Origin of the sequence: Microbacterium sp. NPDC089189 (assembly GCF_040685095.1) — a bacterium.
In the GTDB taxonomy this organism is placed as follows: Bacteria; Actinomycetota; Actinomycetes; order Actinomycetales; family Microbacteriaceae; genus Microbacterium.
Map to the genome: position 1 here is coordinate 38,357 of NZ_JBFBHG010000008.1, position 25,833 is coordinate 64,189.

Annotated in this window: 24 protein-coding genes and 1 tRNA gene; 16 read left to right on the forward strand and 9 right to left on the reverse strand. The window is 68.9% G+C overall.

What is annotated here, in order from left to right; all coding sequences use genetic code 11:
• Positions 1-21: 21 nt before the first annotated feature.
• Positions 22-1,101, reverse strand: coding sequence for a substrate-binding domain-containing protein (locus AB0N73_RS06290; protein ID WP_363561504.1), 1,080 nt, complete (start codon positions 1,099-1,101; stop codon positions 22-24).
• 61 nt (positions 1,102-1,162) lie between these two features.
• Here AB0N73_RS06290 and AB0N73_RS06295 point away from each other — a divergent pair, with 61 nt between their 5' ends.
• Positions 1,163-2,392, forward strand: a complete 1,230-nt coding sequence (locus tag AB0N73_RS06295) for an MFS transporter (RefSeq protein ID WP_363561506.1) — start codon at positions 1,163-1,165, stop codon at positions 2,390-2,392.
• A 21-nt stretch (positions 2,393-2,413) separates the two neighbouring features.
• On the opposite strand, the gene AB0N73_RS06300 is transcribed toward AB0N73_RS06295, so the two are convergent.
• The 3 genes from AB0N73_RS06300 to AB0N73_RS06310 are packed head-to-tail and all read right to left on the reverse strand — an operon-like array spanning position 2,414 to position 6,255.
• Complete coding sequence (locus AB0N73_RS06300; RefSeq protein WP_363561508.1) at positions 2,414-3,169, reverse strand: GAP family protein; 756 nt, start codon at positions 3,167-3,169, stop codon at positions 2,414-2,416.
• Positions 3,166-4,536 carry an NAD(P)-binding domain-containing protein gene (locus AB0N73_RS06305; protein ID WP_363561510.1) on the reverse strand — a complete coding sequence of 457 codons (1,371 nt, stop codon included), beginning with the start codon at positions 4,534-4,536 and terminating at the stop codon, positions 3,166-3,168. Before AB0N73_RS06305 ends, AB0N73_RS06300 begins: the two co-directional genes overlap by 4 nt.
• Before the next feature lie 24 nt (positions 4,537-4,560).
• Positions 4,561-6,255: a glycoside hydrolase family 13 protein gene (locus tag AB0N73_RS06310; RefSeq protein WP_363561512.1), complete on the reverse strand. Its 1,695-nt coding sequence runs from the start codon at positions 6,253-6,255 to the stop codon at positions 4,561-4,563.
• Between the two features lie 150 nt (positions 6,256-6,405).
• Here AB0N73_RS06310 and AB0N73_RS06315 point away from each other — a divergent pair, with 150 nt between their 5' ends.
• The 6 genes from AB0N73_RS06315 to AB0N73_RS06340 all read left to right on the forward strand — a co-directional run bounded on the left by AB0N73_RS06315 (position 6,406) and on the right by AB0N73_RS06340 (position 12,980).
• Entirely contained in the window at positions 6,406-7,017 is a 612-nt protein-coding gene (locus AB0N73_RS06315) for a TetR/AcrR family transcriptional regulator (RefSeq protein ID WP_363561514.1), read from the forward strand.
• Positions 7,018-7,250: 233 nt separating this feature from the next.
• Positions 7,251-8,432 (forward strand): MFS transporter, encoded by a 1,182-nt coding sequence (locus tag AB0N73_RS06320; protein ID WP_363561516.1) that lies wholly within the window; start codon positions 7,251-7,253, stop codon positions 8,430-8,432.
• A 126-nt stretch (positions 8,433-8,558) separates the two neighbouring features.
• Entirely contained in the window at positions 8,559-9,395 is an 837-nt protein-coding gene (locus tag AB0N73_RS06325) for an SDR family oxidoreductase (RefSeq protein WP_363561518.1), read from the forward strand.
• Positions 9,396-9,455: 60 nt separating this feature from the next.
• Entirely contained in the window at positions 9,456-10,148 is a 693-nt protein-coding gene (gene nucS, locus AB0N73_RS06330; protein ID WP_363561520.1) for an endonuclease NucS, read from the forward strand.
• 37 nt (positions 10,149-10,185) lie between these two features.
• Positions 10,186-10,869, forward strand: coding sequence for an HAD hydrolase-like protein (locus AB0N73_RS06335; RefSeq protein ID WP_363561522.1), 684 nt, complete (start codon positions 10,186-10,188; stop codon positions 10,867-10,869).
• Positions 10,870-10,901: 32 nt separating this feature from the next.
• Positions 10,902-12,980 carry a DUF2156 domain-containing protein gene (locus tag AB0N73_RS06340; protein ID WP_363561524.1) on the forward strand — a complete coding sequence of 693 codons (2,079 nt, stop codon included), beginning with the start codon at positions 10,902-10,904 and terminating at the stop codon, positions 12,978-12,980.
• Positions 12,981-13,049: 69 nt separating this feature from the next.
• On the opposite strand, the gene AB0N73_RS06345 is transcribed toward AB0N73_RS06340, so the two are convergent.
• A complete protein-coding gene (locus AB0N73_RS06345; RefSeq protein WP_363561526.1) occupies positions 13,050-13,256 on the reverse strand; it encodes a cold-shock protein in 207 nt (68 codons plus the stop codon).
• Positions 13,257-13,617: 361 nt separating this feature from the next.
• Here AB0N73_RS06345 and AB0N73_RS06350 point away from each other — a divergent pair, with 361 nt between their 5' ends.
• Positions 13,618-14,214 (forward strand): GntR family transcriptional regulator, encoded by a 597-nt coding sequence (locus AB0N73_RS06350; RefSeq protein WP_363561528.1) that lies wholly within the window; start codon positions 13,618-13,620, stop codon positions 14,212-14,214.
• 293 nt (positions 14,215-14,507) lie between these two features.
• Positions 14,508-14,933, forward strand: coding sequence for a nuclear transport factor 2 family protein (locus AB0N73_RS06355; RefSeq protein WP_363561530.1), 426 nt, complete (start codon positions 14,508-14,510; stop codon positions 14,931-14,933).
• Positions 14,934-15,074: 141 nt separating this feature from the next.
• On the opposite strand, the gene AB0N73_RS06360 is transcribed toward AB0N73_RS06355, so the two are convergent.
• Positions 15,075-15,158: transfer RNA gene (locus tag AB0N73_RS06360), tRNA-Leu, on the reverse strand.
• A 174-nt stretch (positions 15,159-15,332) separates the two neighbouring features.
• Between AB0N73_RS06360 and AB0N73_RS06365 the strand changes: the two genes are divergently transcribed.
• From AB0N73_RS06365 to pknB, 7 genes are all read left to right on the forward strand, one after another.
• Positions 15,333-16,085, forward strand: a complete 753-nt coding sequence (locus tag AB0N73_RS06365; RefSeq protein ID WP_363561532.1) for a DUF3662 and FHA domain-containing protein — start codon at positions 15,333-15,335, stop codon at positions 16,083-16,085.
• On the forward strand, positions 16,082-16,609 hold the full coding sequence (locus tag AB0N73_RS06370) for an FHA domain-containing protein (protein WP_363561534.1): 528 nt from the start codon (positions 16,082-16,084) through the stop codon (positions 16,607-16,609). The genes AB0N73_RS06365 and AB0N73_RS06370 overlap by 4 nt, the downstream gene beginning before the upstream one ends.
• A 9-nt stretch (positions 16,610-16,618) precedes the next feature.
• A complete protein-coding gene (locus AB0N73_RS06375) occupies positions 16,619-17,851 on the forward strand; it encodes a PP2C family serine/threonine-protein phosphatase (RefSeq protein WP_363561536.1) in 1,233 nt (410 codons plus the stop codon).
• A complete protein-coding gene (locus tag AB0N73_RS06380; protein ID WP_363561538.1) occupies positions 17,851-19,236 on the forward strand; it encodes an FtsW/RodA/SpoVE family cell cycle protein in 1,386 nt (461 codons plus the stop codon). The genes AB0N73_RS06375 and AB0N73_RS06380 overlap by 1 nt, the downstream gene beginning before the upstream one ends.
• Positions 19,236-20,693 carry a penicillin-binding transpeptidase domain-containing protein gene (locus AB0N73_RS06385; protein ID WP_363561540.1) on the forward strand — a complete coding sequence of 486 codons (1,458 nt, stop codon included), beginning with the start codon at positions 19,236-19,238 and terminating at the stop codon, positions 20,691-20,693. The genes AB0N73_RS06380 and AB0N73_RS06385 overlap by 1 nt, the downstream gene beginning before the upstream one ends.
• Complete coding sequence (locus AB0N73_RS06390) at positions 20,690-22,444, forward strand: serine/threonine protein kinase (protein ID WP_363561542.1); 1,755 nt, start codon at positions 20,690-20,692, stop codon at positions 22,442-22,444. Before AB0N73_RS06385 ends, AB0N73_RS06390 begins: the two co-directional genes overlap by 4 nt.
• 84 nt (positions 22,445-22,528) lie before the next feature.
• Complete coding sequence (gene pknB, locus AB0N73_RS06395; protein WP_363561544.1) at positions 22,529-24,235, forward strand: Stk1 family PASTA domain-containing Ser/Thr kinase; 1,707 nt, start codon at positions 22,529-22,531, stop codon at positions 24,233-24,235.
• On the opposite strand, the gene AB0N73_RS06400 is transcribed toward pknB, so the two are convergent.
• Genes AB0N73_RS06400 through AB0N73_RS06410 form a run of 3 tightly spaced genes read right to left on the reverse strand, consistent with a single transcriptional unit; the run spans position 24,220 to position 25,831 of the window.
• Positions 24,220-24,888 (reverse strand): gamma-glutamyl-gamma-aminobutyrate hydrolase family protein, encoded by a 669-nt coding sequence (locus AB0N73_RS06400; protein WP_363561546.1) that lies wholly within the window; start codon positions 24,886-24,888, stop codon positions 24,220-24,222. The genes pknB and AB0N73_RS06400 overlap by 16 nt on opposite strands.
• Positions 24,885-25,040: a hypothetical protein gene (locus AB0N73_RS06405; RefSeq protein WP_363561548.1), complete on the reverse strand. Its 156-nt coding sequence runs from the start codon at positions 25,038-25,040 to the stop codon at positions 24,885-24,887. The genes AB0N73_RS06400 and AB0N73_RS06405 overlap by 4 nt, the downstream gene beginning before the upstream one ends.
• The gene (locus AB0N73_RS06410; RefSeq protein WP_363561550.1) at positions 25,040-25,831 is read right to left on the reverse strand and encodes a class E sortase; all 792 of its coding nucleotides are present in this window, start codon (positions 25,829-25,831) and stop codon (positions 25,040-25,042) included. Before AB0N73_RS06410 ends, AB0N73_RS06405 begins: the two co-directional genes overlap by 1 nt.
• Positions 25,832-25,833: the final 2 nt, after the last annotated feature.

Consider the following 25,833-nt stretch of genomic DNA (forward strand, 5'->3'; position numbering starts at 1 on the left):
ATCGGGGTGTCTTTCCCTATTCTATGCGGACGGATCGGGTCCGGATGCGCCGGGACGGGGCGCGGGACCTGTGGTATCACCCGGGCGGAACACAGAGGTGAGCAGCATGTCGGCGGGTTCGTCGCCGGCCAGCATCTGCGAGACCGCCACCCCCGCGGCCCGGCCCTTCTCGGCCGCCGGCTGCACCATCGTGGTCAGGGTGAGGGGCGCGACCCCGTCGATCTGCACCCCGTCGAACCCGGTCACGCTCACGTCGTCGGGCACGTGCAGACCGGCGTCCTGGACCGCGCGAATGATGCCCGCGGCGATCATGTCGCTCTGCGCCAGGATGGCGGTCGGGCGGGGGCCGGGCGCGGCGAGGATCGCCTGACCGGCCGCGTACCCCTGATCGATGAAGCTGCCGCCCGAGGCGTACACGCGGGCGTCGGGGAAGACGTCGAGCGCACCGTGGAGGCGATCGCGGGTGACGTCGACGGCGATCGCCGGCAGCGGCGCGGTCTCGATCCATCCGGCCGCGCGCCCCTCGGCGACGGGAAGGGTCACGAGCACGACGTCGTCGTGGCCGAGCGAGGCCACGTGGCGTGCGATGACGGCCTGGGCGTCGCGGTTGTCGAGCCTGATCTGGGGAACGCCCTCGCCGGCATCGCCTTCGACGACCACGACGGGAACGCCGCGACCGCGGATGGTCTCGAGGGCCTCACGCAGCCGGGTGCTGCACCCGACCAGCACGAAGGCATCGGCGGGTGCCGACTGCAGCTGGGGCTCCTCCGACGTGTCGTCGTCGCGCAGCAGCAGCAGGCTCGCCCCCTGGGCGGCCACTCCCTCGGCGAGACCGTCGAGCATGACGGTGGTCACCGGGTCACGGAAGGCCGCGCGCAGGCGGTCGCCGATGACCACCCCGACGATGCCCGAGCGCCCGCGGCGGAGCGACGCGGCACGGGGATCGGGGCCGGTGTAGCCCAGCTCCTTGGCCGCGGCCATCACCCGCTCGCGCGTCGCATCCGAGACGGGCGTCTTGCCGCTGAACACGACCGACGCGGTCGACGCGGCGACGCCCGCGGCGCGGGCGACATCGCTGATGGTGGCACGGCGCGCGTTCATGGTGTTCCGATGGTAACCCCTCCGTTGTTCGCCATCGAATCGATTCGGTACGCTGAGCACCATGGAAACAGCGTTGTCCCGTTCTCAGCTCGTCCGGTGGCGGACGGCGATCTTCGCGATCTTCCTGGCGAGCGGTCTCAGCATCGCGACGTGGGCGTCGCGGGTTCCGGCGATCAAGTCGTCGCTCGAGATCGACAACATCCAGGTCGGCATGCTCCTGCTCGGCATGGGGGTGGCCTCCATCATCGGCCTGTCGCTGAGCCCCCTCGTGCTCGCGCGACTCGGCGCCCGCAAGGGGATGCTGGGCGCACTGCTGGCCGTCACCGCCGGTCTCGGCGTCATCGGCTTCGGCACCGATGTCGTCCACTCGTACGGCGTCGTGATGCTGGGCCTCGCGCTCTTCGGCGTGGGCAACGGCTCGCTCGACGTGATGATGAACGTCGAGGGCGCCGCCATCGAGAAGACCACCGGGCGCACGATCCTCCCCCTGTTCCACGCGTTCTTCAGTTTCGGCACCGTGATCGGAGCGAGCCTGGGCGTGCTGGCCGCCGCCTGGCAGACCAGCGTCATGGTGCACACCGGCGTCGTCGCCGGCGTCATCCTGCTGCTCGCCGTCGTGAGCGTCGCGAACGTGCCCGTGCGCGACATGAGCATGGATGAGGAGACCGCTCCGACCCCCACGGGCTGGCGCAACCGGCTCAGCACCGCGTTGAGCGCCTGGAAGGAGCCGCGCACCTACGCCCTGGGCGTCATCATGCTCGGGATGGCGTTCGCCGAAGGCGGCGCCAACGACTGGTTGCCCCTGGCCGTCGTCGAAGGGCACGGCGCACCCGAGGCGATGGGCGCCGCGGCACTGACCGTCTTCTCGATCGCGATGACGGTGGTGCGCGTGTTCGGCGGTCCGCTCGTCGACCGCTTCGGGCGCGTGATGGTGCTGCGGGTCCTCGCCGCCACGGCGGCCGCCGGGCTCCTGCTGTTCATCCTCGCCCCGAACGTGCCGCTCGTCTTCGTCGGGGCGGCCCTCTGGGGCGTCGGCGCCTCGCTCGGATTCCCCCTGGGCATGTCGGCGGCGGGCGACGACCCCGTGGGAGCCGCGGCACGCGTGAGCGCGACCGCCACGATCGGCTACGTCGCGTTCCTCTGCGGCCCGCCCATCCTCGGCTTCATCAGCGAGCACATCGGACTCCTGAACACGCTCTTCGTCATCGTCGGGCTGATCATCGCGTCGGGGCTGTTCTCGGGCGCCGCGAAGCCGCTCGCGGAGCGTCGCCCCGAGCGCGTCGACGTCTGAGCGGCCGCCGGCCGACCCCGCCTACTCGAACAGGCCCCCGAGCCACTCGAGGATTTGCAGACGCTGCAGAGCGTCTCGCACGAGGAGTCCGCCCACGACGATGAGGATCCATGCGGTGTTCTCCGCGCCGGTGCGTTCCATCCAGGAGGCGAGGCGCTGAAGATGCGTTTCGACCTTCGATCGCAGAGTCAGTCGAAGCGCGAGCAGAAGGAGGGCGGGGGTCACCATGAGGGCGCAGTATCCAGCGAGCAAAGCAACGCGGGTTCCGGTCGCTGCGCCCGACGAGGAAACCATCCCGATCGCGGCGAGGTACGGCACCATGGTCGCGAGTTCGATCAGTCCGGCCCCGAGCGCGATCAGCACGACTTGCTTCCCCGACGGGTCGGCCACGGCTGCGTGCCGCCAACGGGCCAGGCGACGGGAGGGGGCCAGACGCCCCGCTGTCGCGCTCTCCGAGCTCCGTGCCCGCTCGAGCCCGACCCTGCGCAGCGCGACGATCGCGCCGCCGACGATCGCGCCGCCGAGCACGAGTTGGATCGCGGACACAGCGGGGGTGGTGAACAGGCCCGCTTTCGAGGAAGGCACCTGGGCGACGCCCCAGGCGGCCACGCCTCCGACGACGAAGTAGAAGCTGCCGATGGTGGCGAGGTAGATGAGGATCCGGCTCGGACGCACGCGGGGCGCGACGAGGAAGAGGACGGGGATCAGCAGCGTCCCGAGGCTGATGCTGTCCGCCAGCGCGAGCGCAGCGAGTGCGCCGACGAGGTCGACGCTCACGCCTCCTGCTTCGCCGCGGTCCGCGTCCTGCGCAAGGAGGAGAAAAAGCGCGGTTCGAGATCAGGCCATCCCATCCTCCGAGCCACGCGACGCAGTTCGCGCTTGTACGCACGGACCTCCACATAGGTGGCGTGACGGTCGCTCCCGACGAATGAGATGCCGCCCGACAGATCCGGGTTGTGGGTCTTGACGACCTGACGGAATCGTGCGGCACGCGGAGTGTTCGACCGGGTGTCCGACAGGTGCTCTGCGATCAGGTGCGCGATGCGATCGAAGAGTGTGTACGCGCTGGAATTGACCTCGATGTAGCTGACTCCGAAGAGCCCTGGACGCTGTGCGAAGGCGTTGAGGTACAGCTTGGGGCGGCCACCCACCCACTCGACGTAGTCCCGGGGAAGATACGGGATGGACATGTTGTATCCGGTCGCGAAGAGGATGAGGTCCACCTCTTCGCGTGTTCCGTCCGTGAAAACCACCCCGGACGCATCCAGCCTCGCGATTCCGGGCCGTGCCGTGATGTCACCGTGCTGCAGATAGTGCAGGAGCTGCGTGTTGATGAGCGGGTGGGATTCGAACAGCTTGTGATCGGGCCGGGGAAGTCCCCATTTGCGTATGTCTCCGATGATGATCGGCGATACGAAACGGTAGAGCGCGCGCTCTGCCCAGATGGGAAGACTCTCGGACGAGTCGGACGGGTTCCCCATGATGTGCTTGGGGATGAAGTGGTATCCGCGTCGAGTGCTGATGAAAGCCTTCTCCGCGTGTGCCGCGGCATCGCAGGCGATGTCTGCGCCGGAGTTGCCCAGGCCGACGATGAGCACTCGCTTTCCCTCGAACTCCTTCGGATCGACATAGCTGACGGAGTGTCGGATCTCTCCGCCGAACTCGGCGGCGCCCTCGACATCGGGCATCTTCGGGTCCCACGTGACCCCGGTGCAGGAGATGACTGCGCTTGCCTGGATCGTGCCGTCGGACGTCGTGACCGTCCATTCGCCGGTGCCGTCGTCCTGAGCGACAGCGCTCACGCTCGTGTTGAATCGGATGCTGTCGCGCAATCCGTACGCGTCGGCGAAGCTCCTCGTGTACTCGAGGATCTCACCCCTGTTCGGATAGTCGCCGAAGCGGGACGGCATCGGCTCGTCGAAGAAGCCGGACTTGTCGCGCGAGGAGATGAAGTGCGCCGATCTGTACATTGGCGTCCCGGGATTGTCGAGATCCCAGATTCCGCCGACGTCCGAATGACGTTCGAGCTGCACGTAAGGGATGCTGCGCGCACGCAGAGCCCTGGCCGCAGCCAGGCCTGCCGGGCCTGCGCCGATGATGACAGCGGGACGATCGACCGAAGGGGCCGAGGTCGGAATGTTCATGGAGGGTCCTTCGAGGGTCGTTGACTACCGGATCGTTGTGCTCGCGTCGAGCCAGACGGTGGAGTTGCCTGGCAGGAGCCCCTCGGGAGTGAGGGGGAGCGAAGAGAGGAGGACACGTCCGGGCGGCAGGGCCACGGGAGGTGTACCGAAATTGGTGATGGACGTCCAGCCGTTCGCGCGCGAGAAGGCGAGGACATCGCCACCGAGGTCCAGCCAGACGGCGGTTTCCTCGCACTGCAGCTGGCGGCGAAGCTGCAACGCGGAGCGGTAGAGGGACAGAGTCGAGGCGGCGTCGGTCGACTGGTCGTGGGCGGAGAGCGAACCGAACCACTCCGGCTGAGGAAGATGTGGCGCATGGTCGCCGAAGCCGAAGGACGGCCCATCCGAGGTCCACGGCAGGGGCACCCGGCAGCCATCTCGCGTGATCGCGATGCCGTCGTCGAGGCGAGCCATCGGATCCTGCCAGTGCTCCGCGGGCAGTTCGGTCACTTCGGGGAGACCGAGCTCTTCACCCTGGTACAGATAGGCACTGCCGGGCAGGGCGAAGGAGAGCATCGTCGCGGCGGTTGCACGCTGCAGGCCGAGCGCAACGGCGGCGCTCTCGAGAGGGGGGATGCGTCGAGGGTCAGCACCCTCCGGGAGAGCGAGCCGCGTCGCGTGGCGGACCACGTCATGGTTGGAGAAGACCCAGGTGCTCGAACTGCCGGACTGCGCAGCGAGATCGAGATTGTGCTGCACGATGCTGCGTACCGCTTTCGCGTTCCAGGGTGCCGTCAGCAGGTCGAAGTTGAACGCCTGCCCCAGGCCCTCCGGGCTCGCGTACCGAACGCGACGATGAGGCCGCACCCACGCTTCCGCAACGCCGAACAGCGGGGGGTCGTACCGGTCGAACACCTCCCGCCATCCTGCGTAGATGTCGTGCACCTCGTCGCGGTCGAAGAGCGGATGCGCCCCCTCCGCGAAAGGGTCGTCGAAGATCGAGCCCTTCAGGATCGCGAGCCCTGGCGCGATCTGGCTCCACGGGGGGAGCGGCTCGCTGAGGTCCTTCGCCATGCCCATGGCCACATCCACCCGGAAGCCGTCGACGCCCCGATCACCCCAGAACCGGAGCGTGCGCAGGAAGTCCTCGCGGACGTCCTCGCGGTCCCAGTTCCAATCCGGCTGGTGGGACGTGAACAGATGCAGATACCACTGCCCGTCGTCCACGCGAGTCCACGCGGGCCCTCCGAAGAGAGCAAGCCAGTCCGTCGGCGGAAGCTCACCGCCCTCTCCGCGCCCCTCACGGAAGATGTATCGGTCACGCGCATCCGAGCCGCGCCCCGCCTCGAGTGCTTCTTGGAACCACTCGTGCCGATCGGAGCTGTGGTTCGGAACGATGTCGACGATGACCTTGATGCCCCGCTCATGGAGTGCCTCGACGAGCGCATCGAAGTCATCGAGCGTCCCGATGACGGGATCGATGTCCCGATAGTCGTCGACGTCGTACCCGCCATCGTTGAGCTGCGACGGATAGAACGGGCTGAGCCACACCGCATCCACTCCGAGGGTGCCCAGGTACTCGACGCGAGAGAGCGCTCCGCGCAGGTCTCCGACTCCGTCGCCGTTCGCATCGGCGAAACTCCTCGGATAGATCTGGTACACGGCCGCCTGCCGCCACCAGTCGGGACCCGTCGTGCGACGTCGAGCGTGACCGGGTGGGAACTCTGATGTGTCTGGCATGGGATTCCTGTCGACGAACGGGAGAGGCGTCGTTCACCCTCGAACGTGAGGCTAGCATGAAATTATCCGGCCGGTTATTTTCATTCGCCGCGAGGGCTAAGGTAGAGCTGAACGGCGAGCATCGTTCGCGCAAGAGATCAGGAGTCTGGAGTGGTCGGCGGTTCCCCACGCGGTCCGTACGCGAAGAGCGCGCTGCGACGTCAGCAGATCATCGATCAGGCGCTGGATGTCTTCAACGAGCTCGGCTCCGATCGGACGTCGTTGCGATCGATCGCCGATGCACTCGGGGTCACCCACCCGGTCCTGCGCCACCACTTCGGCTCGCGCGAGCGACTCTTTCTCGAGGTGCTCCGACAGGCGGACGCTCGCGGACGCGAGAGGCTCGCCGGCGAAGGCGAAGGCGAGAGGAGCGCGGCGGGCTTTGCTGCAGCCATCGCTCACGTCGTCATGGGTCAACCCGGGCTGATGCCGCTGTACGTGACGATGATCGCGCGTGCGCTCGAGCGGGAGAATGCCGATTCGCGTCCGTTCTTCGCCGAGCGCTTCCGCGACATGAGAAGCGAGGTCGTGGCGATCCTGCGGGAAGGACAAGCGTCTGGCCTGGTCCGCGACGACATCGCCGTCGAATCCGCCGCGGCCGTCATCGTGGCCATCAGCGACGGCCTGTCGACGCAGTGGCTCATCGACCCGGAGGTCGATTTCTCGGAAGCCATGCGTCTGGTGGATCAGCTCCTGGCTCCCCCGCCGCCTCGCGACGCGTGATCTCGGCGCCGTGAAAATATCCACTCGGACATCCAAGTGGATATTTTGAGCTAGCATCCCCATACCCGACCCGGGGTCGGTTGCGCTTCTCGCGTCGAGAGCGCCCGTGTCTCATGAGGGAGCAAGCGATGCCGGCGAATGCAGATCAGCGCGATGGCGCATCTCGGGAAACAGTCCGCGGGAACAGCCGCCCAGGTCCTCACACGCAGGCGCCCGGACTGCGACGCCTCTTGGTGACGCTCCCGTTCGCGATCTTCAGTTTCTCCCTCTTCTGGGGTGCGGCGCAGTTCATCATGCTCCCCATCCAGGTTCAGGCACTCGATCCGGCACACCAGGACAGTGCGCTCGCTCTCGTCGTGGGCGTCGGCGCCGTCGCATCGATGGTCTCGGCGCCGATCGCGGGCGCCGTGACCGATCGCACGCGAACCCGGATGGGAGGTCGAGAGCCGTGGCTTATTGCGGCTGCGCTGGCCACGGTGGTCTTCTCCGTGCTCGCAGGTTCCGCCGCCTCGATCTCGAGCCTCCTGCTGTGGATCGTGGCTCTGCAGGTGAGCACCAACTTCATCCTCACCCCGGTGAGCGCCTACATCCCGGACCGCGTGCCCATCGCTCGGCGGGGGGCGTTCTCTGCGGCCTACGGGGCGGCGCAGCTGATGGGCACAGTGATAGGCCAGATCGTCGGAGCCCAGTTCGGCGGCGCGGTGTTCTTCGGCTACATGGTCGTGAGCATCGTCCTCGCAGCCCTTGTGATCACGTTCGCTCTGACGAACTCCCAGTCGAATGCCGATGTGCCGCGCCTGCCCGTTCGGGTGCGCTCGATCCTCGAGACGTTCTGGGTCAACCCCGTCCGCCATCCGAACTTCGCCCTCGCCTTCGCAGGACGGTTCCTCCTCTTCACGGGCGCTTACCCCGTGCAGATCTATCTGCTCTTCATCCTCCAGGACTACATCGGCCTCGAAGACGGCGCCCTTGCGGTCGTGCCGGTTCTGAGTCTCTTCGATCTCGTCGGGGTGCTCACCGGCACCGTCGCTGCGGGCATCCTGGTGCAGAAGCTGCAGCGAACGCGACCCCTCATCTACATGGCTGCGGGGCTGATATCCCTCGGCATGCTCGCCCCTCTGATCTCACCGACCCTCGAATCCATGATCGTCTGCTCCCTGTTCTCCGGCCTCGGACTCGGCATCTTCCTCTCCGTGGACCTCGTCCTCATCACCCTCGTGCTCCCCGCGCCCGATCAGGCCGGGAAGGATCTGGGCATCATCAACATCACCACGACCCTGCCGCAGACCCTCGGTGCCGTTCTCGGGAGCATTGTGATCGCCGGCTTCGGCGGCTACGGCGCGCTCCTGCCCTTCGCGATCGCGGCGACCCTGGGCGGCGCTTCCCTGCTCGCCTTCATCCGCGGCGTGCGATGAAAATATCCATGCGGTTATTTTTATGCTAGCGTCGACGCCGGGCCCGCCGACGCAAGAAGTCGACTCGACCGGCAGCCGGTCCGACACGATCACGGCAACGAGCGAGCAATCATGGATGAGGATGCGATGACACTGGATGAGACCCCCACGACCGACAAGGTCGCGATCATCACGGGCGCTGGGCGAGCACGAGGCATGGGTCGGGCGATCGCTCTGCGCTTCGCCGCCGCCGGTGTGAAGACCGTGGTGACCGACCTCGGCCGCACCAGCCCGACCGGCGCCCCCACCCCCGAGACCAGCGCCGAGCTGGAGGAGACGGCGCACCTTGCGCGCGAGCTCGGAGCCGACAGCATCGCCGTCGCGTGCGACAGCACGAGCGGAACCGATGTCGCTCGCACCGTGAGCATCGCCATGGCCCGGTTCGGCAGGATCGACGTCCTGGTCAACAACGCGGGGACGAGCGCAGGTGCCGGCGCGTTCGCGGAGTTCGACGAGGATCTGTGGAACCTCTCATGGAACGTCAACGTCATGGGCGCCGTTCGGATGATTCGAGCGGCGCTCCCCGAACTCAGTAAGAATCGAGGAGCAGTCGTCAACACCACCTCGACTCTCGGGTTGGGTGGCTCCGCGTACTACGGCGCCTACGTGGTCACGAAGCACGGCGTGACGGGACTGACGCGACTGCTCGCAGCGGAACTCGGCCCTCTGGGCGTGCGCGTCAACGCCGTAGCGCCCGGCTTCATCCACACCGACATGGGGCAGGCGGAACTCGAGAGCATCGCGCAGGCACACGGAATCACTGTGGATGAAGCGACCCACGGGATGCTCGAGACCATCCCGCAGCGCCGGTTGGGCGCCGCGGATGATGTCGCGGATGCCGTGCAGTGGCTGGCCCTCGGCGCAGCATTCACCAACGGCGAGATTCTGACGGTGCACGGCGGAGCGGCAAGCGGACTCACCTGAACCCGACGCTCGGGTCGGCCGCTGTCAGCGACCGACCGCAGGTCTTGGGACAATGGATAGGTGCGCCTCGTCATAGCCCGTTGCTCCGTCGACTACACCGGTCGCCTCAAGACACATCTCCCGCTCGCGACCCGGCTGATCATGGTCAAGGCCGACGGCACGGTCGCGTTCCATCGAGACGTACAACACGCGCCCCTCAACTGGATGAGCCCGCCGTGCACGCTGCGCGTCGAGGAGCCGGATGAGGATGCGGCGGGCGCCGGTGTCATCGAGCAGTGGCGGGTGACGCACACCAAGACCGGTGACGCGCTGCTCGTGCGCGTCTACGAGATCCTGCACGACTCCTCGCACGAACTGGGTGTCGACCCGGGTCTGCAGAAGGACGGCGTGGAGGCCGACCTGCAGCGCCTGCTCGCCGAACAGGTCGAGGTCATCGGCGACGATCTGACCCTCGTCCGCCGCGAGTTCCCCACGGCGATCGGCCCGGTGGACCTGCTGCTGCGCGACCCCGCGGGCGGCACCGTCGCGGTCGAGGTGAAGCGCCGCGGCGACATCGACGGCGTCGAGCAGCTCACCCGCTACCTCGAGCTCCTCGGCCGCGATCCGCACCTCGCCCCGGTGCGCGGCGTCTTCGCCGCGCAGGAGATCAAGCCCCAGGCACGCGTGCTCGCGACCGACCGCGGCATCCGCTGTGTGACCCTCGACTACGAGGGCATGAAGGGCATCGAGTCGGGCGTTCCGCGCCTGTTCTGAGCGCGGCGGGCCGCGCGCGCTCGGATACCGTAGAGGCATGCCCACCGGATCCCCGTTCTCCTGCATCCTCTGGGACGTCGACGGCACGCTCGTCGACGCATCCGACGGGATCCTGCGCCGCCTGAGCATCACGCTCACCCACTTCGGGCTCCCCGCACCCACCCGCGCGGAGCTCGTGCACTGGATCGGCCCGCCGCTGTACGAATCCTTCCAGCACCACGCGGGCATGACGCCCGCGGGCGCGACCGAGGCCGTGACGTTCTACCGCACCCTCGGGCGCGCCGACGGCTACACGACCGGCGCCAAGCTGTACCCGGGCGTGGCCGGCCTCGTCGCCGATCTGGCGGCCGCCGGCATCCCGCAGGGCACGGCCAGCTCCAAGCCCGAGGTGCAGGTCGTCGCGCTCATGGAGCACTTCGGACTCACCGAGCACATGACCGCGATCACGGGCGCGACGCTCGACGAGAAGACGCTCGCGACCAAGGCCGACATCGTCGCCGAGGCCCTCCGGCGGATGCAGGCGGCCGGCGCCGACATCTCCCGCCCCGTCCTCATCGGCGACCGCCATCACGACGTCGACGGCGGCATGGCCAACGGCGTGCCGGTGATCTTCGTGCGGTGGGGCTTCAGCTGGCCGCACGAGGCCGACGGGGCGCAGGCCGTCGTCGACGATGCCGCCGCCTTGCGGGCACTCCTGCTCGTGGGCCCCGAGGGAGACTGACCCGGTGCGGGGCGCGTCGATAGGGTGATCGCATGACGACGGCCGAGGCACCCGACCGACAGCGCACGGCGCAGCTTGTGCGCATCCCGCGCCGCATCCCGGCCACCCTCACACTCGTCGTCGCGATCATCGCGATCGGCATCGCCACGGGGTCCTTCCTCTCGGCGTTCGCCGACAACCCCGGGCTGCAGGTGTTCGGATACGGCCTGCCCGCCCTCGAGGCCGGGCGATGGTGGACGCCCGTCACGGGCACGTTCCTCGTCGGGCACCCGTGGGTGTACCCGCTGGCCCTGGTGAGTTTCGCGGGGATGGGCTACCTCGAGTTCCGCCGCGGCACCCGCGTCGCGCTCGCGTACTTCGCCGGCGGTCAGCTGTTCGCGGTGCTGTCGGCGGCCGGCCTGCTGTGGGCCCTCGGCCTCACCGGATGGGAGTGGGCGATCACGCAGGGCCAGGCTCTCGACGTCGGACCCTCGGGCGGCACGTTCGCCTGCATCGCCGCAGCGATCAGCCTGTTCCGCGTGCCCTGGCGCGTGCGAGCGTGGTTGGTGCTGCTCGCGTACGTGTTCGTCACGATGCTGTTCTGGGGCACGCTCGATGACATCGAGCACCTGATGGCCGTCGTGCTGGTGCTGTTCGTCGACCGCAGCCTGCGCATCCAGAAGACGACCGTGCGCGAGCAGCGGCTCATCGCCTTCCTCGGTCTCTGCATGTTCGGCATCTTCGAGATGATCGTGCTGGTTGTGCCCACCGACGGCCCGTTCGGTCCGACCTCGCCCGCCTCGGGGTCGTTCATCGACGTCGCAATCGACCTCGTCGTCATCGTGTTCATCGCCAACGGGCTGCGCCGTGGGCGGCGCTGGGCGTGGGTGCTCGGCATCATCCTCACCGCCATCAACGTCCTGACCCTCGTCGCGACGCTCGCCGTCATCGCCCTGGTCGGTTGGACCGAGGCGGAGGACGCGCTGGCCGGCGACCCATCCCTCTCGCTCGCCATCAACGTCACCTGGCTGCTCATGCTCGGCTATCTGCTGTGGGTGCGCGGCGCGTTCCGCGCGCGACGGCGCTCGCGCATCGGCGAGCAGCCGGTCTCGCTCGCCGATGTGAAGGAGCAGCTGCACACCTTCGGCGGCGGCACGCTCTCGTGGATGTCGACGTGGGAGGGCAACCGCTACGCCCGCTTCGGCGACCACATCTTCGCCTACCAGATCCGCGCGGGCGTGGCGATCGTGCTCGCCGACCCGATCGGCCCCGCCGAAGGACGCACCGCGGCCATCCGCTCGTTCATCACCGCGGCCGAGCACGCCGGCCACGTGCCCTGCTTCTTCAGCGCGGGCGACGAGACGCGGGATGCGGTGCCGTCGTCCTGGCGCGCACTGGTCGTCGCCGACGACACGATCGTCGATCTGCCCGGGCTCGAGTTCACCGGCAAGGCGTGGGGCGCGGTGCGCACCTCGATCAACCGCGCCGGCCGCGAGGAGATGACCTTCCGCATGACGCGCCTCGGCGACGAATCGTGGGGCGTGCGCCAGCAGCTGCGGGCGATCTCGGAGAGCTGGGTGGGCGACAAGGGTCTGCCCGAGATGAGCTTCACGCTGGGAACGCTCGGCGAGGCGGAGGACCCGGAGGTGCGGCTCGCCCTCGCGGTCTCACCGCGCGGCGACATCGACGGGTTCCTGTCGTGGCTGCCCGTCTACGGCGAGGGCGGCACGATCCGCGGCTGGACGCTGGATCTGATGCGCCGCCGCGACGGCGGGTTCGGCCCGGTCATGGAGTTCCTCATCGGCTCCTCCGCCAAGGCCTTCTCCGAAGAGGGCGCGCAGATCATGTCGCTCTCGGGAGCCCCGCTGGCTCACGACTATCCGCCGGACGCCGGGATCATCGCCGACCTCAGCACCGGCCTCGCCGAAGCGCTCGAGCCGGTCTACGGGTTCCAGTCGCTGCACCGCTTCAAAGAGAAGTTCCACCCGCGCTACGAGACCATGTACCTCTTGTTCCGCGACGAGAGCGACCTCACCCGCGTCGGTCTGGGGCTCACGCGGGCGTTCCTGCCCACCGCCACGCTGCGGCAGTTCGCCGGCGCCGGGCTCGAGCTCATCCGTAAGCCGTCATAACGCCGGACGTCGCGCGGAGACGACGAAGGGGCGGGGTGCATGTGCACCCCGCCCCTTCGCTCGTTGCTCTCAGAGCGGGCGGATGCTCGCCGCCTGCAGACCCTTGGGGCCCTGCTCCACATCGAACTCCACGCGCTGGTTTTCTTCCAGCGAGCGGTAGCCGTTGCCTTCGATCGCGCTGAAGTGCGCGAACACGTCGGCGCCCCCCTCATCGGGAGCGATGAAGCCGAAGCCCTTTTCGGAGTTGAACCACTTGACGATACCTGTCGTGCTCATGCCTTGCCTTACTGTGTCAGCCGGCACTCTCTGCGCCAGTGAACTTCCACCGTACCTGCGAAAAGTCCAGGAAGCGAGCATATTGCGGATGGTGACGCAATCGTTGCGCCGCTGACTCACCCCGTTAACCATTGACGCCCGGGCCGAGCAGTGCTCACAGGCCCGGGCGTCGACGGATCCCCCCGGATATGTCGCGCGGAACGCGACAGCGATCACTCTACTGTCTGAGGGCCGCGCGCCGACACAGATTTCTTTGCGTGAATGCACGGATTCGACCGCCGAAACCGGTGAACGAGCGGCATACACTGGTGCGGCCATGGCCCGCGAAACCCGAACCGCACGGCCGTCAGGTCGACGCCCTGTGCTCGGAGACGAAGTCTTCGAGCTGCTCGGTCGCGCCATCCGCGATGGGCGCTTGGATCCCGGTCAGCCCCTCCGCGACGTCGATCTCGCGGCGCGCTTCGGAATCTCCCGCACGCCCGTGCGGGAGGCGCTGCAGCGCCTGGAACGCATCGGCCTCGTCGAGATCTCGGCCAACCGCTTCACCCGGGTGACGGTGCGCACCGAGCGGATCATCGCCGACACCCGCGATTTCATCGTCGGCTTCACCGTCGAGGCGCTGCGCCTGGCGCTGCCCTCCTGCTCCGATCAACAGCTCGCCGACCTGGTCGAGGCCTTCGACCGCATGAACGCGGTGTCGCTGCAGACCGACCGCGCCGCGCACACCGAGGCCTCGAGTGCGTTCTTCCGCACGCTGTCGATCGCGACGGGCAACGTGGTGCTGGGGCGGTTCATCCGCGAGGCGGCGCTCACGCTCGAGCGCAATCTCCAGGACGGCGAGTTCATCGACTCGTCGGAGCGCGGGCTCGCTGCCCGGCGGCAGCTGCGCGACGCGATGCTCGCGCGCAACGCCGCGCGTGCCGATGCCGTCCTCCGGGCCTATCACCGTCAGGACTGAGCTCGCGCCCGTCGGGGGCGAACGGGCGGCGGAGCCCCGACAAAGAAGTGGCCCCCTCCAGCTGGGGGGAGCGGAGGGGGCCGAGCATCCCTCGAATTGGGGGAACTGAGGGATGCGTCACGTATGACGGTACGCCTGTGCGGGCGTCGACGGATCCCCATCCGCCCGACGCATAAAGAACACTCAGCTTGATCCCGGGCTCACGGCCGAACCGCGGTGACTTGCGGCAGGATGTCATGTCGATATCGCGCCCATCGCCCTCGCCGCGGTCCGCTGCTCGTACCCTCGGACTCATGACGGCACGCGATCACCAGGACCCGACGGCATCCCCCGCACCGCGCGACGTCGTGCGACGCCAGTACCTCGCGGCAGCGACCGGGGATCTCGATGCGCTCCGCTCGACCATGGCTCCGGATGTGGAGTGGACCGAGATGGCGGGCTTCCCCCTCGGTGGCACCTACCGCACGCCCGGCGGGGTGACCTCCGGAGTGATGGAGGTGCTCGGCCGCGACTGGGCGGACTGGACCACTCACGATGACGTCTACGTCGTCGACGGCGAGAACGTCGTCATGCTCGGCCGCTACACCGCCACGCACCGCACGACGGGCAAGGAGCTGAACGCGCGGGTGGCCCACTACTTCGTCGTGAGGGGCGGGCTGATCGTGCGCTTCGAGCAGTTCACCGACACCTGGGCCGTCGTGCACGCGGCAACCGACTGAACGGCGAGCTTCCTCTAAAGGAGGGCCCGTCTCCGCCCGCACCTGGGACGGCGCCACAGCAGAAGAGCCGGTCGGGGTTCTCACCCTGACCGGCTCTTCTCCGACGCACTCTGGGTCTGTTCTTTCGAACCGATCCCGCTGTGCGCAAGGGGGGACTTGAACCCCCACGCCCTTGCGGGCACTGGCACCTGAAGCCAGCGCGTCTACCTATTCCGCCACTTGCGCGTGCCGCACGCCTGACGGCATGCGAAACTCAACCTGCCGATCGTATCACGGTCGGTGGGCGGCCCTACGCGGTCGTTCTTGCCGATGCGAGGCATGCGTGCAGCTCTTCTGCATAGCCTCTCCAGGCGGGACAACTACGATGGTCCCACCCGGTCTGACTGCCTGAGGAGTCGTGTGGGACTACTAGACAGCTTCGAGAGAGGTCTGGAGCGTGCCGTCAACGGTGCGTTTGCCAAGACCTTCCGCAGCGGCATCCAGCCCGTGGATATCGCTTCGGCGCTGCGCAGCGAGCTCGACACCAAGGCCGCCGTCGTCTCGCGCGAACGCATCCTCGTGCCGAACACGCTCACGGTGCAGCTCTCGTCCGGCGACGCCGAGAAGATGCGCGCGCTCGGCTCCGCGCTGCAGGACGAGCTCACGACCCTCGTCACCAAGCACGCGCGCGCGCAGGGCTACTCTTTCGCCGGCCCGCTGAGCATCACGCTCTCGCGTGACGAGCGCCTGTCGACCGGCCAGCTGCGCGTCGAATCCAGCACCGCCGCCGGGCGCGTGTCGTGGAGCGCGGTGGTCGACGTCGAGGGCAAGCGACACCCGCTCACCGCCGCCCGCACCGTGATCGGCCGCGGCAGCGACGCCGACATCACGATCGCGGATGCGGGAACCAGCCGTAAGCACGTCGAGATCCTGTGGGACGGCGAGCGCGCGATGGTGCGCGACCTCGGCTCGACCAACGGCACCAAGCTCAACGGCCGCAAGGTCGGCGAGGCCCCTCTGCCTCCCGACGGCACCGTCACGATCGGTCGCACCGATATCGTGTTCCGCGTCGTCGCGCAGGCCGCCGGTCCGCGCAGCGCTCCCGCGCAGGACGACGCCACACGAGCGTTCTCGCTCGACGACGTCGAACGATGGGGAGGCCAGGGCCAGTGAACGAGCTTCCCCTGCTGCTGCTGCAGATCGGATTCCTGATCCTGCTGTGGTTCTTCGTGTTCGCCGTCGTCTACTCGCTGCGCGCCGACCTCTTCGGCGTGCGGGTGCGCAAGCTCCCCGAGAACGCCGCCGCAGCGGCGCCGGCCGCACCGGCTGCCGCAGCGACATCCCCCGTCGCCCCGCCCCGCCCCGCATCCAAGAAGTCCTCCAAGGGCGGCAAGGCCACGACCGACGCCGTCTCGCGCATCGTCATCACGAGCGGCCCGAAGGCCGGGCTCGAGCTGCCCCTGGGCACCGAGCCGCTGACGATCGGCCGCTCCAGCGAGTCGGGCCTGGTCATCCGCGACGACTACACGTCCAGCCACCACGCCCGCCTCATGCTCTGGGGAGATCAGTGGATGGTGCAGGACCTCGATTCGACCAACGGCACGTGGCACGACGGCGAGCGGGTCTCGACGCCGGTGCCGATCCTCATCGGCGCTCCGATCAAGGTCGGCGCGACGACCTTCGAGCTGCAGGGCTGACCCCTCGGCATGGTCTTCCAGGGCTCGAGCACGGCGATCTCCCACACCGGGAAGGTCCGCTCGAACAACCAGGACTCCGGTTACGCCGGGTCCAATCTCTTCGTGGTCGCCGACGGCATGGGCGGTCACGCCGGCGGTGACGTCGCGTCGAGTCTCGCCGTCGCGCGGATCGCACCGCTGGACCGGCCCTTCGCCACGACCGCCGACGCCGAGCGCGCGCTGCAGCAGTCGGTCACCGACACCGCGGCCGACATCATCGACACCGTGCGGGTGCGCCCCGAGCTCGCCGGCATGGGAACGACCGTCAGCGCGCTGCTCATGGTCGAGGACTACGCCGTCATCGCCCACATCGGCGATTCGCGCATCTACCTCTACCGCGACGGCGCCCTCACGCAGATCACGACCGACCACACCTTCGTGCAGCGCCTCGTCGACTCCGGCCGCATCACGCCCGAGGAAGCCCGGTACCACCCGCGGCGTTCGGTGCTCATGCGGGTGCTCGGCGACATGGACCCCGACCCCGAGGTCGACACGTTCATCATGCCCACCCGCCCCGGCGACCGGTGGCTGCTGTGCTCCGACGGACTCGCGGGCGTCGTCGACGACGCGCACACCCAGAAGGCGCTCGCGGCGGGACTCGCCCCCGCCCGGACGGCCGACATCCTGCTCAAGTACACGCTGGATGCGGGTGCGCCCGACAACGTCACCATCGTCATCGTCGACATCGGCGGCCACCACCCGCTCTTCTCGGGCACGCCCGCCATCGTGGGTTCGGCCTCGAACCCCAGCGGCATCGTGGTGCCGGCGGCACGCCCCGGGCGCTCGTCCTGGCTGCACCCGAACCGCCAGGCGGCCAACGAACCGACGCACTTCGAGCCCGCTCCCGAGTTCCTCGAGGAGCTCATCGAGGAGGACCGCCGCCGTGCGCGCCGGCGCCGTGTCGGATGGCTCGTCGGTTTCGTGCTGGTCCTGCTGGCCTTCGCCGGCGCCCTCTTCGCGGGCTACAACTGGACCCAGACGCGGTACTACGTCGGTGCCGACGACGACTCCGTCGTCATCTACCGCGGCGTGCAACAGAGTCTCGGGCCGATCTCGTTGTCGAGCGTCTACGAGGACACCGACATCGTGCTGGCCGACCTCAGCCCCTTCGACCGGCAGACCGTCGAGTCGACGATCTCGGCGCGGTCTCTGGCGGACGCCCGCCAGATCGTCGACCGCCTGACCCCGACAGAGGGGGAGTGATGAGCGCCGACACCCAGGTCCCCGCCGACACCGCCGTCGTCCGCGCCCTCAAGCGCATCCGCTCGCCGCAGAAGCAGCGCAACCGCGAACTCGGGCTGCTGCTCTTCGCGTTCCTGATCAACGGCGCCAGCGTCGCGCTCGTGCAGCTGGGCGCGCTCGGCGCCATCGACACGAGCTTCCTCTTCTACGTGGGCGCCCTCGCGGCGCTGGCGCTCGTGCTGCACATCGTGCTGCGTTTCGCGGCGCCGGGGGCCGACCCGTTCGTGGTGCCGATCGGCACGGTGCTCACCGGTCTCGGGATCGCCATGATCTACCGGATCGACATCGAGATCGGCCAGTCCGGCTGGGATGCCGCATCCACCAAGCAACTCGCCTGGGCGGGCATCGCGATCGCCGGCGCCGTGGCCGTCGTCCTGCTGCTGCGCAACTACCGCGTGCTGTTCCGCTTCACCTACGTGTCGGGCTTCATCGGCGTCGTGCTGCTGCTGCTGCCGTTCGTGCCGGGGCTGGGAACCAATCAGAACGCGAACGTCTGGGTGTCGCTCGGCTTCTTCTCGTTCCAGCCCGGCGAGCTCGCCAAGATCGCCCTCGGCATCTTCTTCGCCGGCTACCTCGTGCGCACGCGTGAGAGCCTCACCTCGGTCGGCACGCGGTTCCTCGGCATCACCTGGCCGCGCGCCCGCGACCTCGGCCCCATCCTGGTCGTCTGGTTGGTCTCGCTCGGCATCATCGTCATGCAGCGCGACCTCGGCACGGGCCTGCTGATCTTCGGGATGTTCGTGGCCATGCTCTACGTGGCGACCGGCAAGACAGGCTGGGTTCTGCTCGGCGTGGGCCTGGCCGTGGCCGGCGCCGTCGCCGCATCGCAGGTGCTCACCTACGTCGGATGGCGCTTCGCCAACTGGCTGGACGCCTTCAACCCCGAGATCATCGACCGCACCGGCGGCAGCTTCCAGCTGGTGCAGGGCATCTTCGGCCTGGCGCACGGCGGGCTGCTCGGCACCGGTCTGGGCCAGGGACGCCCCTCGATCACGCCCGTGGCGCAGAGCGACTACATCTTCCCGAGCCTCGGCGAGGAACTGGGCCTCATCGGCGTCTTCGCGATCCTCTGCCTCTACATGGTGTTCACGAGCCGCGGTCTGCGGGTCGGCTTCGCGGGGCAAGACGACTTCGGCAAGCTGCTCGCCACCGGCCTGTCGTTCACGATCGCCCTGCAGGTGTTCATCATGGTCGGCGGCGTCACGCGCGTCATCCCGCTGACGGGCCTCACGACGCCGTTCCTCGCCGCGGGCGGATCCTCGCTCGTGGCGAACTGGATCATCGTGGCGATCATCCTGCGCATCTCGGATGCGGTACGCAACCAGCCCCGGGTGGTGATCGGCTGATGAGCAAAGAACTGCGACGACTGAGTTTCGTCATGCTCGCGATGTTCCTGGTGCTGTTCGGCTCGACGAGCTTCATCCAGGTCTTCCAGGCCGATGCCCTCGCCGAGAACGGCTACAACAAGCGCGCGCTGTACGACTCCTACGAGGTGCAGCGGGGATCGATCATCGCGAGCGGCACCGCCATCGCCTCCTCCGTCCCCTCCGACGACGTCTTCAGCTGGCAGCGGGTCTACACCGACGCCGACATGTGGTCGCCGGTGACCGGCTACATCAACGCCGCCCTCGGCTCGGCCACCGGGATCGAGCGCGCGATGAACCAGGAGCTGAGCGGCACCGGCGGTGCCCAGTTCTTCTCGCGCGTCGAGCAGATCTTCACCGGGCAGGCACCGCAGGGATCCAACGTCGTGCTCTCGCTCGATGCGACCGTGCAGAAGGCCGCGTACGACGCCCTCGGCGACCTCGAGGGCGGCATCGTCGCGATCGAGCCGTCGACCGGACGCATCCTGGCCATGGTCTCGAGCCCCGGGTACGACACGAACCTCCTCGCGGTGCACGACACCGACGCGGTGCAGGCCAGCTACAACGAGCTCCTCGCCAACGCGCAGCAGCCGCTGTCCAACCGCGCCATCGCGGGCACGCTCAACCCCCCGGGGTCGACGTTCAAGCTCGTCACCGTGTCGGCCGCCCTCGCGACCGGCGAGTGGACGCCCGAGTCGACGCTGCCCAACCCGGCGAGCTACACGCTGCCCGGCACCTCGACCACGATCAGCAACGCCGGCGGCGGCACGTGCGGACCGGGCGAGACGGTCACCATCGCCGACGCCCTGCGCCTGAGCTGCAACATCCCGATGGCCGAGCTCGCCGCGCAGCTGGGCGGCGAGACGATGCGCCAGGAGGCCGAGAAGTACGGCTTCAACACGGCGTTCTCGATGCCGCTCGAGTCGACGGCGTCGACCTACCCCCGCGCGCTCAGCGACGACCGTGCAGCCCTCAGCGGGTTCGGGCAGGGCGACGTGCGAGCCACGCCGCTGCAGATCGCGATGGTGTCGGCGGCGATCGCCAACGCCGGGATCGTGATGAATCCGCAGATGGTCGATCAGGTGATCGGCCCGGATCTGTCGGTGCAGCAGACGTTCGATCCCACCGAGTTCGGCCGCGCGCTGGACGAGGACCTCGCGGCCGAGATGGCCAGCATGATGGTCGCCAATGTCAGTGAGGGCGTGGCGTCGAATGCAAGAATAGACGGGGTCGAAGTGGCCGGTAAGACCGGTACCGCCGAGAACGGCGGCACCCGGCCGTATTCGCTCTGGTTCACGGGTTACGCCCCCGCTGACGACCCCCGGGTCGCCATCGCGGTCGTGGTCGAGAACGGCGGCGGGCAAGGCCAGTCGGGCAGCGGTAATTCCATCGCGGCGCCCATTGCGAAGAAGGTCATGGAGGCGGTGCTGGGACGATGAGGCCGACACAGGGTGCGACATTCGGTGGACGCTACGAGCTGGACTCGCGGATCGCCATTGGCGGTATGGGCGAGGTCTGGGAGGCCACCGACCACGTGATCGGTCGCACCGTGGCGATCAAGATCCTCAAGGACGAGTACATGGGGGACCCCGGGTTCCTCGAGCGCTTCCGCGCCGAAGCGCGGCACGCGGCCCTCGTCAACCACGAGGGCATCGCGAGCGTCTTCGACTACGGCGAGGAGAACGGCTCCGCCTTCCTCGTCATGGAGCTCGTCCCCGGCGAAGCGCTCTCGACCGTGCTCGAGCGCGAGGGCTCGCTCTCGACCGACAAGACGCTCGACATCGTGGCGCAGACCGCATCCGCCCTGCAGGCGGCCCACGCCGCGGGGCTGGTGCACCGCGACATCAAGCCGGGAAACCTGCTGATCACCCCCGACGGCCGTGTCAAGATCACCGACTTCGGCATCGCCCGCATCGCCGACCAGGTGCCGCTGACCGCGACCGGCCAGGTCATGGGAACGGTGCAGTATCTCTCGCCCGAGCAGGCGTCGGGCCACCCCGCATCCCCCGCGACCGACATCTACTCGCTCGGCATCGTGGCGTACGAGTGCCTCACCGGCAAGCGTCCGTTCACGGGCGAGTCGCAGGTCGCGATCGCGATGGCGCAGATCAACGAGCAGCCCCCGGCGCTCCCGCCGACCATCGCCGCCCCGGTGCAGAACCTGGTCATGGCGATGATCGCCAAGAAGCCCGAGGAGCGTCCGGCCTCGGCCGCCGCCGTCGCCCGGGCCGCCAGCGCACTGCGCCGCGGAGACGTCGCCGCCGCGACGGCAGCGGTGCCCGCGGTCGCGACGGGACTCGTCGCCGCCGATGACGCCACGCAGCTGCTCGGACTCGGGGACACCTCCGCGGCGACACAGCTCATGCCCACGCCCACCGCGGTCGGCACGGTCGCCGAGGAGCCCGAGAAGTCGAAGCGCAGCCGCTGGACGTGGCCGCTGGTCGCCCTCATCGTGCTCCTGCTGATCGTGCTCGGCGGCACGGTGTGGGCCGTGTTCGGCAACCAGGGCTCCGACCCCGCGCCGACCAGCACCGAGACGCGCGCGTCGAACACGCCCACCCAGTCGTCGACGCCCACGCCGACGACCGAAGCGGTCAACGTCAACGCGCTCGATCTCGTGGGCCAGTCCTGCGACGCCGCGACGGCCATCGCTCTGGATGCCGGTCTCGAGAACGTGACCTGCGCCACCGGCAACGCGGCGTCCTCGCCCGACCAGGTGGGCCTCGTCTACGAGGTCAGCCCGTCCGGCAACGTGCCCAAGACCCAGCCCGTGACCCTGCGCGTGTACGGCGACCAGACCGCGATCGGCGCCCCCGGCGCCCCGCGCATCGAGGTCAACGGCGCTCCGGCGTCGACCGTCGCTCCCGGTTCCACCGTGCGGATCAACTGGGACGGCTTCAGCTGCCCCTCGGGCACCGGTTCGGTCGTCAGCTACAACCTGACCGCCGTCAACGGCATCTTCGGCTCGACCGGGCAGTCCACGGCCAAGGCCGGCCCCAACGAGCGGCCGATCGATCTGACCGTGGGCACCAACACGGGTCAGGCGCTCATCGTCAGCTACACGGTGACCTGCTCGGGCTCGGGCGGTGGCACCACGCGTGACTCCGAGAGCTCGCCGCAGACGCAGGCCAACGTCCAGCAGGCGCCGGCGCCCAATCCCTCCACATCGGCACCGTCCGACGGAGAGTAAGCCCGATCCACCTCGACCGACCCGTCTCCGGTGACCCGGAGGCGGGTCGGTTAGTCTGGAAGACGTTGCACCCAGGGAGTCGCCGTGACAGATGATCCTCGTGTGCTCGCAGGCCGCTACCGCGTCGACGAGCTCATCGGGCGTGGAGGCATGGCCAGTGTCTACCGCGGCTACGACCTGACCCTCAGTCGTGAGGTCGCCCTCAAGGTGCTGCGACGCGACCTGGCCGACGACGCCGCGTTCCGCACGCGCTTCCGCCTCGAGGCGCAGGCCGCCTCCCGTATGGCGCACCCCGCGATCGTGCGCGTCTTCGACGCCGGCGAGGATGCCGAGACGACACCCGACGGTGTCGCCCACCCCGTGCCCTTCATCGTCATGGAGCTCGTGCACGGTGAGCTGCTGAAGGACGTCATCGCCGAGGGCCCCGTCTCTCCCGAAGACGCCGTGCGCTACGCCGACGGCATCCTGGAAGCGCTCGAGTACTCCCACCGCGCCGGCGTGGTGCACCGCGACATCAAGCCCGGCAACGTCATGGTCACCGAGTCCGGCCGCATCAAGGTGATGGACTTCGGCATCGCCCGCGCGGTGTCGGACTCGTCGTCCACCGTGGCCGAGACCACCGCCATCCTGGGGACCGCCGCCTACTTCTCACCCGAGCAGGCCAAGGGAGAGCCCGTCGACGCCCGCGCCGACCTCTACTCCACGGGCGTGGTGCTCTACGAGATGCTCACGGGCCGCCCGCCCTTCCGCGGCGAGACCCCCGTCGCGGTGGCCTACCAGCACGTCAGCGAGACGCCCGTCCCGCCCACCGAGCTCGTCGACGACCTGCCGCGTGCGCTCGACGCGGTGGTGATGCGCGCCCTCGCCAAGGACCCGTACCAGCGGTTCCAGGATTCGGCCTCGTTCCGCGCGACCCTCGACGACAGCCTCACCGGCAAGGTGCCCTCCAAGCGCCAGCTCGGTGCCCTCACGAGCGAGCTGTACGGAGCCAACCCGCGCCAGGCCGCGGAGACGGCCCGCTCGCTGCGGCAGCTCTCCACCGACACCACAATGCGTCGCACCCAGGCCGGGCCCCCGGTCGCGTGGATCTGGTCGGGAGTGGCGATCCTGGCGGTGCTCCTGGTGTCGGTGCTGTTCTGGGTGCTGACGATCAAGCCGTCCGAGAACCTGCCCGACTCGGCCCGTATCGTGCCCGACGTCACGACGATGAGCTACGAGCAGGCGATCGACGTGCTCGAGCAGAACGATCTGCTCGCCGACCGGCGCCCCGTCGCCGACGACACCGTCCCCGCCGGGGATGTGGTGCGCACCGATCCCGGCGCCGGCACCTCCGTCGCGCAGGGTCAGGCCATCACCGTCTACGTGTCGACCGGCAAGCAGACCGTGGCCATGCCCGTCGTCGTCGGCGTCGCCGAGCCGGATGTCCGCGCCGCGCTCGAGGCGGCCGGCCTGTCCGTCGGCACGGTGACCCCGGTCAACGACCCGGGAACAGCGGGCGGAACGGTGCTCTCGGCCAGCACCGTCGACGGCGAGATCGCCGCCGACACCGAACTCCCGGTCGGAACGACGATCAACCTGCGCGTGGCCAGCGGCCGCGTCGTGCTCAACGACGTGACGGGCTACACCCTCGACGCCGCCACCCGCGACCTCGAGGGCCTCGGACTGACGGTGCTGAGCGCTCCCGACCCGGGCTGCGCCGCCAGCACGCCGCCCACCGTGCGGGTCATGTCGCTCGCCCCGGGCGAGGTGCCCATCCGGTCGGAGATCACCCTCACCTACTGCGCGGGGTGATTCCCGCCCCGGTGCGGGGTGAGGGCCGAGGCCCGCGTCGCCGCATCCGGGTATCCCAGCGTCTCGAGCCACGAGCCCAGCAGCAGATAGCCGTGCTCGGTGAGCACGCTCTCGGGATGGAACTGCACCCCGACGAGGGGAAGGTCGGGATGCGCGAGCGCCATCACCGTGCCGTCGGCGGTGCGGGCCACGGCACGGAGCTCGGCGGGAACGCTCGCGGGTTCCACGGTGAGCGAGTGGTAGCGGGTGGCCGTGAACGGCGAGGGCAGACGAGCGAAGATGCCGGTGCCGTCGTGGTGCACCTCCGAGGTCATGCCGTGCATCAACTCGGGTGCACGGGAGACCCGGCCGCCGAAGGCCACCGCGAGCGCCTGGTGCCCGAGGCACACGCCGAGCAGCGGGGTGCGCGTGCGTGCCGCCGCCAGGATGACGTCGATCGATCCCCCCGCGTCCTCCGGCGTGCCGGGTCCGGGCGAGACCATGACGCCGTCGTATCCCGCGATCGCCTCCTCGGCCGTGGCGGCGCTCAGCGTGTCGGCCTCGCGGAGCACCGGATCGCCGCCGAGCTCGGCGACGTAGCCCACGAGCGTGTGCACGAAGCTGTCGTGGTTGTCGACGACGAGGATCCGCGGCGACGCGGCACCGCCGGTCACTCGACGGTGACCTCTTGCGGGTTGATGAGCGGGCTCACCCACGGGAACACGTAGAAGAACAGCCCGTACAGGATCGCCGCGATCAGGACGAGCAGAACGAAGAGCCGCACCCACCAGGGGCCGGGCAGGATCCGCCAGAGTGCTCCGTACATCAGACGACCGCCTCGGTGAGCGACGCCGGCGGTCCATCGGATCGCGGCGTGAAGGATTCGAACACGTTGTAGCCCACGATGCGCTCGGCCAGCGAGTACATCGGGCTGCAGCTCGTGAGCGTGAGGTAGCGACCGTTGGCCTGGAGCATCTCGTTCTGCGGCACGGGCAACAGCACCTCGGTCTCGTCCGGCTGCACGTACTCGAGGGTGCGGAAGCGGTAGGTGTACCAGCCGTCCTGCGTCTCGATCACGACCGCGTCGCCCAGTCGCAGGTCCGCCATCCGGTTGAACGGCTTTCCGAACGTGGTGCGGTGGGCGGCGAGAGCCACGTTGCCGATGCCGCCCGGCATCGGCGTGCCGGGGTAGTGGCCGATCCCGATGGGGTCGAGGGTGCGGGCTCGAGTGACACCGCCCGCGATCGGCACCTTGTACTCGGCGCCCCAACGGGGCACGTACATGTTGCCGAAGACCTCGGCATCGGCGGCTTCGGGCCGCACGACCGGTTCGACGACGGCCGGCTGCTGGGTGGGATCGGGAGTGGGCTCGGCATCCTGCTGCGCCTCGTACTCCTCCTGCCATTGCTGGGAGATCTCGCTGGCCTCGGAGAAGCGCTCCTGCTCGAAGATCAGGTCGCCGATCCACATCTGCCACGCGACGTAGAGCAGGGCGACGACGCCGACCGTGATGAGCAGCTCGCCGATCACCCCGATGACGCTGACGCGCCGACGCGGACGCCGGCGACGCGATCGGTTGTCACGACGCGTCGTCACGGCGGTCGGAGAGTCGGTCACAT

Excerpts from the sequence above, each read along its gene's own strand:
- AB0N73_RS06290 (WP_363561504.1), bottom strand. The coding sequence starts at position 1,101 with ATGAACGCGCGCCGTGCCACCATCAGCGATGTCGCCCGCGCCGCGGGC.
- AB0N73_RS06295 (WP_363561506.1), top strand. The coding sequence starts at position 1,163 with ATGGAAACAGCGTTGTCCCGTTCTCAGCTCGTCCGGTGGCGGACGGCG.
- AB0N73_RS06305 (WP_363561510.1), bottom strand. The coding sequence starts at position 4,536 with ATGAACATTCCGACCTCGGCCCCTTCGGTCGATCGTCCCGCTGTCATC.
- AB0N73_RS06310 (WP_363561512.1), bottom strand. The coding sequence starts at position 6,255 with ATGCCAGACACATCAGAGTTCCCACCCGGTCACGCTCGACGTCGCACG.
- AB0N73_RS06325 (WP_363561518.1), top strand. The coding sequence starts at position 8,559 with ATGACACTGGATGAGACCCCCACGACCGACAAGGTCGCGATCATCACG.
- AB0N73_RS06335 (WP_363561522.1), top strand. The coding sequence starts at position 10,186 with ATGCCCACCGGATCCCCGTTCTCCTGCATCCTCTGGGACGTCGACGGC.
- AB0N73_RS06340 (WP_363561524.1), top strand. The coding sequence starts at position 10,902 with ATGACGACGGCCGAGGCACCCGACCGACAGCGCACGGCGCAGCTTGTG.
- AB0N73_RS06345 (WP_363561526.1), bottom strand. The coding sequence starts at position 13,256 with ATGAGCACGACAGGTATCGTCAAGTGGTTCAACTCCGAAAAGGGCTTC.
- AB0N73_RS06355 (WP_363561530.1), top strand. The coding sequence starts at position 14,508 with ATGACGGCACGCGATCACCAGGACCCGACGGCATCCCCCGCACCGCGC.
- AB0N73_RS06375 (WP_363561536.1), top strand. The coding sequence starts at position 16,619 with ATGGTCTTCCAGGGCTCGAGCACGGCGATCTCCCACACCGGGAAGGTC.
- AB0N73_RS06380 (WP_363561538.1), top strand. The coding sequence starts at position 17,851 with ATGAGCGCCGACACCCAGGTCCCCGCCGACACCGCCGTCGTCCGCGCC.
- AB0N73_RS06385 (WP_363561540.1), top strand. The coding sequence starts at position 19,236 with ATGAGCAAAGAACTGCGACGACTGAGTTTCGTCATGCTCGCGATGTTC.
- AB0N73_RS06390 (WP_363561542.1), top strand. The coding sequence starts at position 20,690 with ATGAGGCCGACACAGGGTGCGACATTCGGTGGACGCTACGAGCTGGAC.
- AB0N73_RS06405 (WP_363561548.1), bottom strand. The coding sequence starts at position 25,040 with ATGTACGGAGCACTCTGGCGGATCCTGCCCGGCCCCTGGTGGGTGCGG.